Source organism: Marinilactibacillus piezotolerans (assembly GCF_900169305.1).
Classification (GTDB): Bacteria; Bacillota; Bacilli; order Lactobacillales; family Carnobacteriaceae_A; genus Marinilactibacillus; species Marinilactibacillus piezotolerans_A.
On record NZ_FWDP01000004.1, the window covers coordinates 1,056,135 to 1,071,156 of the forward strand.

General features: G+C 42.5%; 14 protein-coding genes and 1 other annotated feature. Of the genes, 2 read left to right on the forward strand and 12 right to left on the reverse strand.

The genetic code is table 11. The annotated features are described in order from the left end of the window. Positions 1 to 28: 28 nt before the first annotated feature. The 7 genes from B6F02_RS08785 to B6F02_RS08815 all read right to left on the reverse strand — a co-directional run bounded on the left by B6F02_RS08785 (position 29) and on the right by B6F02_RS08815 (position 5,535). A complete protein-coding gene (locus B6F02_RS08785; RefSeq protein WP_080146979.1) occupies positions 29 to 886 on the reverse strand; it encodes a MetQ/NlpA family ABC transporter substrate-binding protein in 858 nt (285 codons plus the stop codon). Between the two features lie 56 nt (positions 887 to 942). Continuing rightward, a complete protein-coding gene (locus B6F02_RS08790; protein ID WP_080146980.1) occupies positions 943 to 1,644 on the reverse strand; it encodes a methionine ABC transporter permease in 702 nt (233 codons plus the stop codon). After that, positions 1,637 to 2,668, reverse strand: coding sequence for a methionine ABC transporter ATP-binding protein (locus tag B6F02_RS08795; RefSeq protein WP_080146981.1), 1,032 nt, complete (start codon positions 2,666 to 2,668; stop codon positions 1,637 to 1,639). The genes B6F02_RS08790 and B6F02_RS08795 overlap by 8 nt, the downstream gene beginning before the upstream one ends. A gap of 116 nt (positions 2,669 to 2,784) precedes the next feature. Next, positions 2,785 to 3,052, reverse strand: a binding site (T-box leader). Positions 3,053 to 3,166: 114 nt separating this feature from the next. Continuing rightward, positions 3,167 to 3,526 (reverse strand): glycine cleavage system protein H, encoded by a 360-nt coding sequence (locus tag B6F02_RS08800; protein WP_080146982.1) that lies wholly within the window; start codon positions 3,524 to 3,526, stop codon positions 3,167 to 3,169. 20 nt (positions 3,527 to 3,546) lie between these two features. Further along, a complete protein-coding gene (locus tag B6F02_RS08805) occupies positions 3,547 to 3,897 on the reverse strand; it encodes an arsenate reductase family protein (protein ID WP_080146983.1) in 351 nt (116 codons plus the stop codon). Between the two features lie 123 nt (positions 3,898 to 4,020). Continuing rightward, the gene (locus B6F02_RS08810) at positions 4,021 to 5,052 is read right to left on the reverse strand and encodes a YihY/virulence factor BrkB family protein (protein ID WP_080146984.1); all 1,032 of its coding nucleotides are present in this window, start codon (positions 5,050 to 5,052) and stop codon (positions 4,021 to 4,023) included. Positions 5,053 to 5,304: 252 nt separating this feature from the next. Continuing rightward, positions 5,305 to 5,535, reverse strand: a complete 231-nt coding sequence (locus B6F02_RS08815) for a DUF2969 family protein (protein ID WP_080146985.1) — start codon at positions 5,533 to 5,535, stop codon at positions 5,305 to 5,307. A gap of 183 nt (positions 5,536 to 5,718) precedes the next feature. Between B6F02_RS08815 and B6F02_RS08820 the strand changes: the two genes are divergently transcribed. Both B6F02_RS08820 and B6F02_RS08825 read left to right on the forward strand, forming a co-directional pair. Next, positions 5,719 to 6,621 (forward strand): fumarylacetoacetate hydrolase family protein, encoded by a 903-nt coding sequence (locus tag B6F02_RS08820; RefSeq protein WP_080146986.1) that lies wholly within the window; start codon positions 5,719 to 5,721, stop codon positions 6,619 to 6,621. 207 nt (positions 6,622 to 6,828) lie between these two features. Then, positions 6,829 to 8,112: an MFS transporter gene (locus tag B6F02_RS08825; RefSeq protein ID WP_080146987.1), complete on the forward strand. Its 1,284-nt coding sequence runs from the start codon at positions 6,829 to 6,831 to the stop codon at positions 8,110 to 8,112. Positions 8,113 to 8,209: 97 nt separating this feature from the next. Here the strand turns inward: B6F02_RS08825 and B6F02_RS08830 are convergent, their stop codons facing one another. The 5 genes from B6F02_RS08830 to B6F02_RS08850 all read right to left on the reverse strand — a co-directional run bounded on the left by B6F02_RS08830 (position 8,210) and on the right by B6F02_RS08850 (position 15,003). Then, positions 8,210 to 9,580 (reverse strand): M20/M25/M40 family metallo-hydrolase, encoded by a 1,371-nt coding sequence (locus tag B6F02_RS08830; RefSeq protein WP_080146988.1) that lies wholly within the window; start codon positions 9,578 to 9,580, stop codon positions 8,210 to 8,212. A 37-nt stretch (positions 9,581 to 9,617) separates the two neighbouring features. Beyond that, the gene (locus B6F02_RS08835) at positions 9,618 to 10,985 is read right to left on the reverse strand and encodes a M20/M25/M40 family metallo-hydrolase (protein WP_179128561.1); all 1,368 of its coding nucleotides are present in this window, start codon (positions 10,983 to 10,985) and stop codon (positions 9,618 to 9,620) included. A 186-nt stretch (positions 10,986 to 11,171) separates the two neighbouring features. Then, on the reverse strand, positions 11,172 to 12,152 hold the full coding sequence (locus B6F02_RS08840; protein ID WP_080146990.1) for an ABC transporter ATP-binding protein: 981 nt from the start codon (positions 12,150 to 12,152) through the stop codon (positions 11,172 to 11,174). After that, complete coding sequence (locus tag B6F02_RS08845) at positions 12,136 to 13,230, reverse strand: ABC transporter ATP-binding protein (protein WP_080146991.1); 1,095 nt, start codon at positions 13,228 to 13,230, stop codon at positions 12,136 to 12,138. Before B6F02_RS08845 ends, B6F02_RS08840 begins: the two co-directional genes overlap by 17 nt. Positions 13,231 to 13,332: 102 nt before the next feature. Then, the gene (locus tag B6F02_RS08850; protein ID WP_080146992.1) at positions 13,333 to 15,003 is read right to left on the reverse strand and encodes an ABC transporter substrate-binding protein; all 1,671 of its coding nucleotides are present in this window, start codon (positions 15,001 to 15,003) and stop codon (positions 13,333 to 13,335) included. Positions 15,004 to 15,022: the final 19 nt, after the last annotated feature.

Here is a 15,022-nt window from a genome sequence, read left to right on the forward strand (position 1 = left end):
AGCGATTCATTCTTTTTTAATTTATTTTTTATTCAGTGACGGAAACGACTGCTCCGCCCCACTCTTCAAGAATAAAGTCTTGAGTTTCCTGGCTGCGCAGTTCTTCAACTAATTTCAAGATTGCTTCGTTTTCTGCATCTTCAGCATTTACAGCAATAATGTTTGCGTATGGAGAATCCGCACTTTGGATTGCGATAGAGTCTTCTACAGGGCTGATTCCGTTATCTACTGCAAAGTTTGAGTTGATAAATACAACGTCGCCTTCATCATTATTGTACAGTTGAACCATCAATGCCGGGTCATAGTCATACTGGAATTCCAAGTTGCGAGGATTCTCAGCGATATCATCAAATGTCGCATCTGTAATGTCCACGCCTTCTTCTAATGTAATCAAGTCAGCATCACGAAGGATTTCAAGGATACGACCATAATCCGGTGCATTGCTGCTGACCAGAATCTGTGCACCATCCGGTAAATCTTCTAAGCTTTCATGACGCTGCGAGTAAGCTGCAATCGGTTCGATATGGATTCCGCCGACATTAGCAAAGTCATATCCGTTTTCCTCAATCGCTGCTTCATAGTAAGGAACATGTTGGAAGTAGTTTGCATCCAAGTCGCCGTTTGCCAACGCTTCATTGATCAATGGGTAGTCTGTATACGTAACAATCTCTAAATCTACCCCTTCTTCTGCCAGTGTCGGTTTTACAAATTCAAGGATTTCTCCGTGTGGTGTATTCGTTGCCCCGACTGTAATCGTTGTGGGTTCTTCTGTGCTGCCGCTGTCGTTTGCAGCATCTGACGCAGTGTCTTCCCCGTTACCGCATGCAGCTAAAAGTAAAAGTGCTCCTGTTGAAAATAATGCTTTCTTGAAAATTGATTTAGTCATTTTAATTCCTCCATTTTAATATATCGTTTTTTTAAATGTCTTCTAAATAAGTTGGACTAGCGCTTGTCGATTCGTTTCACAATAAAGTCGCCGATCGCCTGAAAAGTAAAGACGATCAAGAGAATGGTGATGGTAGCAACCAGTATGACGGTGTTTCGACTTCTCTGGAATCCATCCAGATAAGCCATGTTTCCTAGTCCGCCTGCACCAATGATTCCGGCAATTGCAGAGAACCCAATGAGTGAAATAGCAGTAACCGTAATGCCCGCTACCAAAGATGGCAGACTTTCTGGGATCAGCACTTTAGTAATGATCTCCCACTTATTTGCTCCCATCGCTTCCGCGGCTTCAATCACGCCTTTGTCTACATCTCTGAACCCCGTTTCAACCAGCCTTGCATAAAACGGTGCAGCTGATAAAATCAATGCCGGAAGTCCCGCTGTCGGTCCAGTGATGGTTCCAAGCAAAGTACGAGTAAACGGAATGAGCAAAACGATCAGAATGATAAAAGGGATCGACCTGAACACATTTACAATCATTGTAGTCACTAGGTAGGTGATACGGGCAGCTGTTCCGCTTCTTCTGCTTGTTTCATATAATAGCAATCCTAGAATCAATCCAATAACGAAAACAGCGATCAAAGAAGTAAAAGTCATATACAGAGTATCTACTGTATTGTCCCAAAGCTTCGGCAGTTCTACTTCTTCCCAGTTAGTATAAGACCTGAGAACGTCTAAAAAACTTTGTTCATTACGCATAATCGATCACCTCAATTTCTATATCGAACGCTTTGATCTGAGCCAGTGCTTGTTCGACTGCTTCTGTGTCTCCTGTTACCTGTACATACAGCGAACCGACAGTTGAGTCTTGCGATTCTTGCACGTTACCTTGAATAATATTTATATCAACATTGCACGTCCTGGAAATCTTGGAGATAAATGGATTTCTGACTTGCTCTCCTTGGAAAGCTAGTCGAGCAATCTTGCCTTCCGGATACTTTTGCGCCAATTCATGCAGAATCGCAATAGTATCCTCTGAATCTGCTGATGTATCTTGTCTGATAAATTGTTTCGTGATCTCTTCTTGCGGATTGCGGAAGACTTTTGTGACTTTGCCTTCTTCAACCACTTGGCCGGCACTCATGACGGCTACTCTATCGCAGATTCTTCTGATGACTTGCATTTCGTGCGTGATCAGTACAATCGTCAGGTTCAACTTGCGATTGATATCCAGCAGCAGTTCTAAAACGTCTTCTGTCGTTTTCGGATCCAGAGCGCTGGTCGCTTCATCACATAAGAGTACTTTCGGGTCATTGGCTAATGCTCGAGCAATGCCGACTCTCTGTTTTTGTCCCCCGGAAAGTTCTGAAGGATACGCATCTTCTCTACCTTCCAGTCCAACGAGCTTGATCAGTTCTAACGCTCGTTTTTTTCGTTTCGATTTAGGAACTTTCGCAATTTCTAATGGAAATAAGATGTTTTCCAATACGGTACGGCTCCAAAGCAGATTGAAATGCTGGAAGATCACCCCGATTTTCTGACGTTCTTTTCTCAAGGTCGCTTTCTTCAATGTATTGAGTGCTTTGCCTGCGAGTGAGACTTCACCATCTGTCGGCTTCTCCAGTCCATTCAATAGTCTGAGCAATGTACTCTTACCGGCTCCTGAGTAGCCGACTATGCCGTAAATTTCACCATCATCGATTGATAGATTGACATCATTCAAGGCAGTGACATTATCGTTTTTTGTTTGATAGATTTTATGAATATTTTTTAACTCGATCAACTGTGTTCCTCCTTCAGTTATTGCTTCAGTTCTTGCTGGTTCTCTGCTATTTTAAAAGCAGATTTTTATTCTGGACACAAAAAAAGCTTCTGTCCTATAAAATCTATGTGTAGATTTCAAAGGACAAAAGCTTCAGCTTTCGTGTTACCACCTTTATTCGCCGCATGCTCACGCATGAGACCTCATCCAGTACTTAGATTAGAGCAAGGCTGTCATCTGTATACTGCGGCACGATATCGGGTGCATCCGGATCAGGCTTGTGAAGATTCATTCACCTGTTCTGCTCAAAGATCATTTTCCACCCCGCCTGCATTGCTGCTTTTCACCAAATCGCAGCTCTCTTTGAATGTTTCTTGGATGTACTCTTCTTATCATCGCTTTATTCTATCGCTTATAACGGTTCATGTTTAAGTGACTTTTATAATATCAGCCCAACTCTTTGAAGTCAAGCAGAAGCTGAAAAAATTTAAGCTTCTGCTTGGTTTCCAATTTGCTGGTTTATTCTACTTCAACCCAGGGCTGATCAGAGAAATCCTCAAACTCAGCTTGATCTACGTCTACTAATTCAATGATCCAATTATCTTCTTTATCTTGTGCATTCAAAAGATCCGGCTCATCTTCTACTTCTGTATGAATCGCATTCACTTTTCCAGACAGCGGAATCGTCAACTCTGTGACTGCTTTAGCGCCCTCTACGCCTAGTAAAACATCTCCCGCTTTCAATTCTGTTCCGTACTCAGGCAGTTCAACGAACATCACTTCGCCAATGTCGTCCTGTCCTTTTTCAGATAAACCTAGTCTATAAGTTTCCCCTTTTTTCTCGATCCATACTCCAGATTTGTGGTATTTAACTGTCATTGCGGTTTCTTCCTTTCACATTATGCCCATGTCTCTTCATATTCCGGTTCTTTGAATCCAATCGTGACATGTCCTTGATCAATTGCCAACGGACGCTTGATGAGCATACCGTTTTCTGATAAAAGCTGTGCCGCTTCTTCAGTCGTCATCTCGTCTAACTTATCCTTCAGCTGCAGCTGTCGATAAACTTGCCCGCTGGTGTTAAAGAATTGTTTGATCGGACGATCTGACTGCTCCATCAGTTCAATCAGCTGCTGCTTATTTGGAGTCGTTTCTTTCAGATTGATCCATTCATAAGAAACCGAGTGGTCATCCAGCCACTTCTGTGCTTTTTTGCATGTCGTACAAGTCGGGTGACAATAGAACTGCATACCTGATCAATCCCTCCTGTTTCAATCGTCTTGTTCTATTATAAGCCATTTTCAGACAAAGAAAAAGAGTGAAAAAGCCTTGCGTTGATCCGCATGCTTTTTTCACTCTTAACGAACTGTTAATTAATTGTTTTGCTGTTCTTCTTTCCGTTCTTTTATTTCGTCTTCTTTCAAGCGATTGACTTTATACAATCTGCGTTTTAAAACCGTGACATCGGCTTCATCCGGATAACCGGTCCAAGAAGAGTCATTGATCTGATTCTGTCTTCTCAACTCAGATTCATATTCAGGGACAGATTCATGCGTATTCCATTCAAAGATAATGGTATTCAGCAACGCTCCCAGCAAAATAATGATACTGGATAAATATAGGAACAGCATGAGGGCGATAAAGGCACCGAATGTGGCATTGGCTACAGCATCTCCTCCTGCAAGATTCAGATAAAGCGAGAATCCTTGGACTAAGATCAGCCAGCCAACCGTTGTAAAGATCGCCCCAGGATAAGAATACTTCATTGTCAGACTATGGTTCGGCACAAATCGGTAAACAATTAAAAAGACAACAAATAAAATCCCGATCAGTACAACATATCTCAAAACAAGGAATTCTTCTATATAAGGAATGCTGAACCCAACGAATTGCTGAACGATATTGAGAATCTGTTCACCGAATACGAAGATAAAGACGGCCAGCCCAATTACGAGCAGAATCCCCATCATGACCAGCACTGAAAGAATCCTCGCGACGATAAAGTTATTCTGCTGCACAGCACCATATACGTCATTCAACACTGTCCGCAAAATATTGATGACTCGACTGGATGACCAGATTGCGGCCAGCAAACCAAAGGAAATCGCTCCGCCGCTCCCGCTCTGCAAGTAGCTTTCAATTGTAGGTCTTAAAACGTCATAAATATCATTAGGAATAATATCAGAGATGAAATTCAGCACATCCGCTGTAGCCATCGGCAGCAGCGGAATAATATTTGCAATAACCAGCAGCACCGGCAGTAAGGATAAAAGCAGGAAATAAGCCATTTCTGCAGCACTCTGACTGACCTCAGCTCGTTCCCAGTTTGACTGCAGTATTCTGATCAAACGGGCCAGCTTATTTTTTTGCGGTATCTTATCTTCATATTTCTCCAACTTTTCCATTTCTTCACTTCCTTTAATCGTTCAATCTTTGTCCGCTCAACATTGAACTGTCTTTGAAATTATCATATCACACTCCAAATCTGAATCGTATTGAAAGGCTTTGAAGCGAGGATAAAAGCAAAGATAGAAGCAAAGATAGAAGTAAAAATAGAAGCTAGATCGGGAAGACAATAAAAAAGCTTTCTTGTCTCGTTATGCTGCAAAGGTTGTCTGCAGTAACCAGCAAGAAAGCTTTTATAGTTTATTTTAATATTACTGATCGTGCAGGTTGTACTCCGCAATAATCATTTGGATTCCTTCGTCGACCGTTTTAGCCGTCATTTCTTTTTCTGACTTGTAATGAACGGCTGCTTGTCCTTCTGGTTCTTGATGAACCGTTCCGATCACTTTGTTTTTCACTAACACTTCTAAGTCTGTGACTGTATCTGTATTTTTGCTTGTCTCTCTGATTTCAACTTCTATATTTTTGTTTCGTTTTGCCATTGTGTTCATCCACCTTCGCTATAACACTTCAGATATTCTGTCTCTTTAGCATACTTCAAACCACAGCGTTGGGCAAGAAAAAACGGTGAAATAAATCGTTATAATTTTAAATTCGAGCTATTTTCAATATACTATTTTTAGTAGAATCAGGAGTTTATTCTGATTTTTATAGGAGGATAAAAAATGAGACTCGTTCAATACTATACGAATTCAAACTCAACAGCTCAGCTCGGTATTGAAACTGATAAAGGTATCCTCAATGCCAACCTGCTGAGTGAACACTTTAACAGCGACAAACAGTTTACGATGGAATCCATACTGGAAGAGCAGACAGAACAGTTGTCACAGTTATCAGAATGGATAGAGACTCTTAATAGTAACAATAACAATGAATTAAACTCTGAATTATATGAACAAAAAGACCAGATGCATTATCTGCCGGTCATTCAAAACCCTGAAAAAATTATCTGTGTGGGTATGAATTACATGGACCATGTTAAACAGGTAGACGGTGAAGTTCCGCTTAGCCCTATCCTTTATAATAAGTTTAAAAATGCCTTAGCAGCCCACGAGCAGGAGATTCCGCTTCCGCCTGTGGCTAATCATGTTGATTTTTCTGCAGAACTCGTTGTTGTCATTGGAAAAGAGGCGAGTAATGTCTGGGAAGAAGATGTAGATCAATACATTTTTGGATACACGGTAGGAAATAATCTGTCTGACCGCTACCTTCAATACAGAACATCGCAGTGGATGCTAGGGGAAACCTTAGACTATTTCGCTCCAATCGGTCCTGCCTTGGTCACAAAAGATGAAATCAGTGATTTGAGAAATCTAGACGTTGTATTGAAATTAAATAACGAAATTGTTCAAAACGGCAATACCAAAGATATGATTTTTGATATCCCGATGATCGTCAGCTATTTATCTAAGCACATCACCTTAAAACCTGGAGATCTGATTTTTACCGGTACGCCTAAAGGGGTTATTCTAGGAAGAGATTCTGATGACCGCAGCTGGCTGACACAAAATGATTTGATTGAGATCACCATCAGCGATGTCGGCACATTAAAAAATCAAATCAAATAAAATAAAGAAATGTATAAAACTTCTCTCTTATTCCTTTTCTGCTTGGCCACATCAGTCGACAGCAGAAAGGGATTTTCTTTACCTGGATTTTTCAATTCACCTGCTTATGTAAAGTTTAGGCAAATTATCAGCGGTTTCTCTCTCTTCATGGTCGTTTTCTGCTAAAATTGATTAATCGAAAACGAATATAAAGGAGAGTATCTAACGATGAAACTGTCTTATACTAAGTCTGAACACAGCTGGATGTTTTATGACTGGGCCGCATCCGCCTTTTCTATTATTATTACAACGGCTATTTTCCCTATTTTTCTAAGCAGCTCTACAGAAGCAGCAGGAGTCTCGAATTCAACTTCCTACTTGGGGTACACGATTTCGGCATATACCTTGATCAGTGCGCTTTTGTTCCCGGTCTTAGGAACGATGGCTGATGTAAAAGGATTTAAAAAGAAATTCTTCCTGTTTTTCTTACTGTTAGGATTGGGCGGCACAGTCAGCTTGGCGTTTATTCCACACACTAATTGGATCGGCTTGCTGATCGGCTATGCCCTCGCTTCCATCGGGATGGCCGGTGCAAACGTTTTCTATGACGGATTTTTAGTGGATATTACCGAACCTGAACGCATGAACCGTGTTTCCGCGCGCGGGTTTAGTTTAGGCTATATCGGAAGCTGTATTCCCTTTATTATCAGCATGGGGATTGTCATGCTTTCTCAAGGCGGCGTTATTCCGCTTTCGACCATTCTCGCTACCAGAATCGCCTTTATCATTACAGCATTATGGTGGGCTGTTTTCAGCATCCCGATGATCAAAAATGTTCACCAGCATCATGGTGTGGAACGCAGACCACACTTGGTCAAACACAGCTTCAAACGGTTATTCAGCACCTTTAGAGAATTAAGCAAGTATAAATCAGCTTTTATGTTTCTGATTGCCTATATGTTATATATTGACGGCGTGGGCACGATCATTTCAATGTCGACTTCATATGGGACTGACCTTGGATTAGAGTCAACGGACTTGCTGGTTGTTTTGTTTGCCGTACAAGTTGTTGCTGCGCCGTTCGCTATTTTATATGGACGACTGGCCGACCGCTTCCCTGGAAAGACTATGATTTACGTGGCGATTGTTATTTATATCTTTATTTGTTTCTATGCCTTTTTCATGTCTTCTCTTGTAGATTTCTGGATTCTTGCCATGCTGGTTGCGACTTCACAAGGCGGTATTCAATCCTTGAGCCGTTCTTATTTCGGTAGAATCATTCCTAAAGACAGAGCCAATGAATTTTTCGGTTTATATGATATCTTCGGACGTTTCGCTTCTATCATCGGACCTTTCCTGGTTGCACGAATCACTCAATTGACAGGACAGTCAAACTACGGTGTATTCAGCCTGATTTTCTTGTTCATCCTAGGATTCATTGTATTGACAAGAGTCCCCGAGACAAAGGCTGGTCGTGAAAACGAGCGGCTGAACGAAGGCGTTTCTTCTTAATCTGCTCAATCAACTCAGAATAAAAAACAGTCTCACGTTTCAGGAAGCGTTCATTCCTGCGTGAGACTGTTTTTTTGCATGCTTTTATTTTATGAGTCTATTCTTTTTCTCCAAAGTCTTTGAGCAGTATGATCATATGCTCAATGCCCTGATAAAAGTCCTGCAGTCTGACATTTTCATTCGGTGCATGCGCACCGGACTTCGCCCAGCCTGTTCCGCTGCCTAGAATCGGTACACTTAAGTATTCTCCGAAACCATGCATGGGACCTGTTCCAGGAGAGTTCGGGTTCAATACGATGTCTTCTCCATAGACTTTTCTAGCAGATTCCAAGACCGTTTGGACAAAGGGATCCGTCAGATCTGTCCGAAACGCTTTTTCTCCTGTGATCAGCTTTAATTCTATATCACTGAATCCTTGAGCATCCCAGTGACGACGTATCACGTCATAAACATCCTCCGGATCCATTCCCGGGACTAAACGAACGTCGATCTTAGCTTGCGCTCGTCTTGGCAGCACGGTCTTGCTGCCGGGACCGGTATACCCAGACAGCATTCCTGAGATGGTCATCGTTGGATATAAAATAAGGGCTGCCTGCGGAGACCAGGTTGTCTTTTCAGTAATCAATGGTTGTTTCAAACCGTAGTTTTCTTTCAGCTTTTCTCCATTGAATGGAATTTTTTCGACAAATGATTGTTCCAGTTCTGTTGGCGGCGTCATCAGCTCATAAAATCCATCGATCGTTACTTGATGATCTGCATTTCTGAGTGAGCTTAATGCATGCGTTAATCGCCAAGCAGCATTATTCACTACAGCCCCTTTAGAAGAATGGATATCCACCTCTGCACTGTCTACCCAGGCATCAAAATAAGCGATCCCTTTGATGCCCGCATCGATTGTAAACCGTTCTTCATTATCTTTGCTGCCGGCTTCCCAGATACATGCATCAGCTGCAAACAAGTCCGCATATTTCTCTAAGTAAAGGTCGATCGTCGGACTCCCGATTTCTTCCTCTCCTTCAACTAAGAACTTAATGTTGCAAGGCAAACCATCTTCAGACTCACTGAGGATCTGTATGGCATTCAGTCTGGACATAAAGTTGGCTTTATTATCAGAAACTCCGCGGCAATATAAAATATCATCCTTGATGGTCGGTTCAAAGGGTTCCGTTTTCCATTCATTCAACGGATCTTCCGGCTGCACATCATAGTGGTTATAGAATAGTAATGTTTTTTCAGCATTTCCATTCTGTCCGGCTTTGAAGAACCCGTAGACGATCGGATGACCGCCCAGGTCTTCTAACAGCTTCGCTTCACCGCCGAAAGACTCTATCAACTGCTTTACATAATTCGCCGTTTCAGGAATCATTCTTTTCTGAGTTGAGACCGATTGTAACCTTAAATAATCGAAAAACGGTCCCTGATTTTTTTCAGCAGTCTCTACTATCTTTGTTGTCCATTCAGTCTCCATTCAAACGCTCCCTTTACTTTCCAATTTAACATTCGATTTAATTACCAAAATCCTGAAGCAAGTATGCCATATGTGCTGTGCCTTCGTGGAAGTCTTTCAGACGGACCGATTCATTCGGTGCGTGAGCTTTAGAGTTCGCCCAGCCGCATCCGCTGCTCAAAACAGGCAAGCTCAAGTATTTATCAAAATTATACATTGGGCCTGTTCCTGCATTGTTGGGAGAAAGGACAATATCCGTTCCTTCTCCGTAGGCCTTTTGAGCAGATTCTACTACTGTCGTTACGAAATCATTCGTCAAGTCAGAACGGAACGCTTTCTGTGCTTTGATCAACTCTAATTTAACATCTTCAAATCCATGTTTATCCAGATGTGTTCTGATCAAATCATGGATTTTTTCGGGATCCTGCCCCGGCACGATGCGGCAGTCCAGTTTTGCAGATGCTGCTCTTGGCAGAACCGTTTTACTCCCGGGACCCGTATAGCCAGAAATAAATCCGCAGATGGTCATCGTCGGATAGAAGGCTAATGCTTCATTCGGTGTCCAGTCCAGATCTTTTGTGATCAATGGGTGTTTCAGTCCATATAAAGCTTGAGTTTTATCTTCATCAAACGGCTTTTTACCAACGACTTCTTTTTCCAGGTCTGTTGGCGGCGTTATGTCATCATAAAATCCTTCTACGAGTATTTGGTTATCAGCTGAACGTAAACTGGCTAAAGCATGTGTCAGTCTCCAGGCTGCATTATCGACAACAGCTCCGATAGAAGAATGAATATCCACGTCTGCACTTTCGACAGCCAGATCAAAGTAAGCCATTCCCTTGATCCCTGCTTCGATCACATAATTCTCATCTTCGTCTTTACCGCCGAATTCCCAAATACATGCGTCTGCTTTAAATAGATCAGCATATTTTTCTAAGTACGCGCCTAATGAAGGACTCCCGTTTTCTTCTTCTCCTTCAATCAGGAATTTCACATTACACGGCAGCCCTTCTTCGGTATCCAATAAAGCTTCGATTGCATTCAATCGAACCATCAGATTTGCTTTATTGTCCGCCACACCGCGGCAGTATAAAATGCCGTCTTTCACAGTCGGTTCAAAAGGTGCACTTTCCCACTCATCAATCGGATCTTCCGGTTGAACATCATAATGATTGTAGAATAAGATCGTTTTCTCTGCATTTCCTTTTTTTCCTGCTGGGAAATAAGCATAAACGACCGGGTTGCCGCCCAGGTCATCCAGAATCTGTACTTCTCCGCCGGTTCTTTCCAGCATTCCTTTTACATATTCCACAGTCTCTGGAATCATGCGGTCTTGGGTCGACACGGATTCAAGTCTTAAATAATCAAAAAATTCATCCATGCGGTCGTCAATGACTGTCTGCAGCTTTTCTTCTAACGTACTCATCTGTTGGGTTCCTTCTTTCGTTATAATTGGTTTCTCTCATTATACCTTAAGGTGAAAAACAAAGAGACTGAATCTGAGATTTCTAAAACCTGTTGCCTTTAGAATATTCTCGATGATTCAGCCTCCCCTTTATACTATCCATTTATTTAAGCTATAGAACTGGGACCATCCCGATTCGTTGTTCATTTAAGCGTATTTTTGACCTTCTCGCATCAATCTTTCGCGTTTTTTCTGATACAACTCGATTTCATCTTCGTGACAATAGATAAAATGCTCTGGTGCGATCTCATGCAACCCGACTTTTGTCAGATCCTTATAATTGTGGTACTCAGGATCATACTCTGTTCTGACGCGTGTTCGTTCATTTTCAGGATCAGGCGTCGGAATTGCTGAAAGTAATGACTCCGTGTACGGATGCAGCGGCGCTTGATACAGTTCATCTGCTTCCGCAACTTCCAGCATCCGTCCGCTGTTCATTACACCAATTCGGTCGCTGATATATTTGACCATCGATAAATCATGGGCAATAAACAAGTACGTCAGATTATTTTCTTTTTTCAAGTCTTTCAGCAAGTTGACCACTTGTGCCTGAATCGATACATCCAAAGCGGAGATCGCTTCATCAGCAATGATAAAGTCCGGCTCGACTGCCAGCGCACGAGCAATTCCTACCCGCTGGCACTGTCCACCTGAAAACTCTTTGGGATAACGATTGGCAAACTCCTTGCTGAGTCCAACGGCTTCCAGCAATTCATACACTCTCTCAGTCCGCTTTTTGCTGTCTTTGTAAAGCCCGTGAACCTTTAGTGCGCCTCCGACAATATCTTTGACGGTAATTCTCGGGTTCAATGATGCATAGGGATCTTGAAAGATCATCTGCATCGATTTCCGGAAGTCCAGCAGCTGTTTGCGACCACTGATTTTTGAGATATCTTTGCCTTTATATAAAATCTGTCCGCCGGTAATGTCGCCGAGTTTGATCAGTGACCGTCCAGTCGTTGATTTACCACTGCCGGATTCTCCAACCAAGCCGAATGTCTCACCTTCATAGATATTGAAGCTGACATCCTTGACTGCTTGGACTTCATTTTTCTTTCCTTCGTTAAAATACTTTTTATATCCATGGATCTCAACAATCGTATTTTTTTCTTTAACCTCTGCTGCCAATGGCTTCACCTCCAACTTGACTACTGATCTTTTTTGATGTGAATAGTGCTTCGTATTTCGCTTTTCGTCGAATAACTTCTGCTGGCGGTGTCACATCCGGCGCATCTGGATGCAATAACCAGGTTTTTGCATAGTGCGTATCTGTTACCTTGAACATTTCAGGTTCTTGTTCAAAATCAATTGCCAATGCATAATCATTTCTAGGCGCAAAAGCATCTCCTTTTGGCGGATGCAGCAGATTCGGTGGTGAGCCTGGAATATTGTACAGATCCGTCTGGTGGATATCCAGCGTCGGCATAGATGCCAGCAGTCCCCATGTATAAGGGTGCATTGGATTATAGAAAATTTCATCAGCTGTTCCAATCTCTACAATTTGTCCAGCATACATAACAGCCACTCGATCCGCCATCTGTGCTACCACTCCTAAATCATGGGTAATGAAGATAATGGATGTTTCCATTTTGTGTTTCAAGTCATTCATCAAATTTAAGATTTGTGCTTGAATGGTCACGTCTAAAGCCGTTGTCGGCTCGTCAGCAATCAAGATCTTCGGTTCGCAAGCTAACGAAATAGCAATCATAACCCGTTGTCTCATCCCGCCGGAAAATTGATGCGGATAATGCTTATGCGTCTGTTCCGGATTTTTAATGCCGACAAGTTTCATCAACTCGATTGCTTTGTCTTTTGCCTTTTCTGCCGGTACATTCTGATGAGCGATGATCGGTTCTGCAATCTGTCTCCACACTTGCATGGTCGGATTCAAAGAGGTCATTGGATCTTGGAAGATCATGGCAATATCGTTTCCGCGGATCGATTGCATTTCTTTATCTGAGATCGTCAGTAAGTCTTTGTCTTCATATAAGATCTGACCGCTTTCTATAATCGAATTTTTCTTCGGCAATAAACGGTTGACGGCTTTTGTTGAGACCGATTTCCCTGAACCGGATTCTCCTACTATGGCTAATGTCTCGCCTTTTTTTAGTTCAAAATTGACGCCTCGAACAGCCTGGACTTTCCCTTCGAATGTCTTAAAAGAAATGGCCAAATCCTTTACTTCCAGCACATTTGTATTATCCATATGTTCCCCACCTCTATCTTTCCTTATTCTCTTACCACAACAGGACGCATCAGTTGATACGTCCTCTCGGGCAACCCTGCAGTTTTCAGTATTTCCTATCTTTTATTCTTGAGGCTCAAGCGTCCATTCATGAACGTCATGTAGTGAACCTGCCCAGTATTCATTGGTTCCGCCATTCAAGTAATCCACTTGTACGGAGAACTGTGAATCTGAGTAAAGCGGAGCGAGAACTCCTTGATCTTGCATGTATTGTGATAGTTCTTCGTAAATTGGGAAGCGTTCTTCAAAACTTGTTCCTGCAATCCCTTGTTCTAGTAAATCATCGATGACTGGGTCTGCTGTACCTGTATTATTTGAAGAAGCTCCGGTTTGGATATAACTTGACACGTTCGGGTCAACAGTGTGTCCGAAGCCCATCAGACCGATATCGTAATCCATATCTTGAGCTGTCTGCAGCCAAGTCGGGAAGTCGTAGTTTTGCTGATCGACTTGAACACCGATCTCTGTCAAAGCTTGTTGGATCAAGTTACCATTTTGTTCTCTGACAGCATTTCCTGTAGGCACACCGAATTTAAGCGGTTGGCTGAAGTCGAATCCAGCATCTTCCAGCATTTGTTTAGCCAGTTCCGGATCGTATTCAAGCGGTTCTACGGCATCTGATTGGTATGGACTTGCTGAAGAATACATACTTGCCAGTACTTCTCCACGTCCTTCCAGCAGATTGTCCACAGGCAACTGACGATCAATTGCATGGATCAATGCTTTACGAACTTCCGGATCAGGGAAACGCTCATTGTTGATGATCATATATTGACCATTAAAACTCGGGTTTTCCTGAACAACGATGCCTTCTGTTTCTTCAAGAATAGAAACATCTTGAGTCGGGATCATTCCAATTCCGCCTCCAGCAGTCATATGCAGATTACCAGCTTGAAGTTCTGTGACCAGTGTCGTTCCATTCATCACTTTTCCGTAAATCGTGTTGATTTTCGGAGCACCTCTGTAATAGTCAGGGTTTGCTTCTAAATGAATATAGTTCCCATTATCATATTCTGCAAAGGTATAAGGTCCGCTGAATACGCTTGGTTGAGTTGCTGCTTCTGAATTTGAAATCTCAGACGGTTCGATTTCTCCGAAAACATGTTCCGGTGCAATCAATACGTTAAACCCGATAAATTCTTTCATCAACGCCGGATCGACTGGCTGCTTCGTTGTAATCGTCAGTGATTTATCTCCAGTGACTTCAACACCTGAAAGTGAATCTGCACCTTCTGCTAATTTTCCTGCATCATCTGTCCCTTCAATCAACGTTGAACTCGTCCCTAACGTTGTTTCAACTTCTGGATCCGCAATAGCATTTAATGTAAAGGCTACGTCATCTGCCGTGACAGGTTCCCCATCTGTCCAGTTGGCTTCCGGATCAATTTCGATCGTGAAGGTCTGATTGTCTTCCGTCTCAAAACTGGAAGCTAACGCACTATCCCATTGATCCGCTTCCGGCATAACCAGCAAGCTGTCATACATAAACCGCTGAACCCATTTCCCCGCTACACCTGGTGCATAAAATGGATTGAAACTGTCTGGTGCATTGGTCATTCCGACCATCAATGTGCTGGTATCTCCTTCTTCAACTTGCGGCCCGCTGCTTTCTCCTTCTGTACCGCTCGCTGTATCCTCAGGACCTGGTACCGCTGAATCTCCACAAGCTGCTAATACAAGTGTTGAGGCAAAGATTGTTGCTCCGAATTTAACGTTCTTTTTCCAATTTGACATGTAAATTCTCCCCTTTTAT

Excerpts from the sequence above, each read along its gene's own strand:
- B6F02_RS08785 (WP_080146979.1), bottom strand. The coding sequence starts at position 886 with ATGACTAAATCAATTTTCAAGAAAGCATTATTTTCAACAGGAGCACTT.
- B6F02_RS08790 (WP_080146980.1), bottom strand. The coding sequence starts at position 1,644 with ATGCGTAATGAACAAAGTTTTTTAGACGTTCTCAGGTCTTATACTAAC.
- B6F02_RS08800 (WP_080146982.1), bottom strand. The coding sequence starts at position 3,526 with ATGACAGTTAAATACCACAAATCTGGAGTATGGATCGAGAAAAAAGGG.
- B6F02_RS08805 (WP_080146983.1), bottom strand. The coding sequence starts at position 3,897 with ATGCAGTTCTATTGTCACCCGACTTGTACGACATGCAAAAAAGCACAG.
- B6F02_RS08810 (WP_080146984.1), bottom strand. The coding sequence starts at position 5,052 with ATGGAAAAGTTGGAGAAATATGAAGATAAGATACCGCAAAAAAATAAG.
- B6F02_RS08815 (WP_080146985.1), bottom strand. The coding sequence starts at position 5,535 with ATGGCAAAACGAAACAAAAATATAGAAGTTGAAATCAGAGAGACAAGC.
- B6F02_RS08820 (WP_080146986.1), top strand. The coding sequence starts at position 5,719 with ATGAGACTCGTTCAATACTATACGAATTCAAACTCAACAGCTCAGCTC.
- B6F02_RS08825 (WP_080146987.1), top strand. The coding sequence starts at position 6,829 with ATGAAACTGTCTTATACTAAGTCTGAACACAGCTGGATGTTTTATGAC.
- B6F02_RS08830 (WP_080146988.1), bottom strand. The coding sequence starts at position 9,580 with ATGGAGACTGAATGGACAACAAAGATAGTAGAGACTGCTGAAAAAAAT.
- B6F02_RS08835 (WP_179128561.1), bottom strand. The coding sequence starts at position 10,985 with ATGAGTACGTTAGAAGAAAAGCTGCAGACAGTCATTGACGACCGCATG.
- B6F02_RS08845 (WP_080146991.1), bottom strand. The coding sequence starts at position 13,230 with ATGGATAATACAAATGTGCTGGAAGTAAAGGATTTGGCCATTTCTTTT.
- B6F02_RS08850 (WP_080146992.1), bottom strand. The coding sequence starts at position 15,003 with ATGTCAAATTGGAAAAAGAACGTTAAATTCGGAGCAACAATCTTTGCC.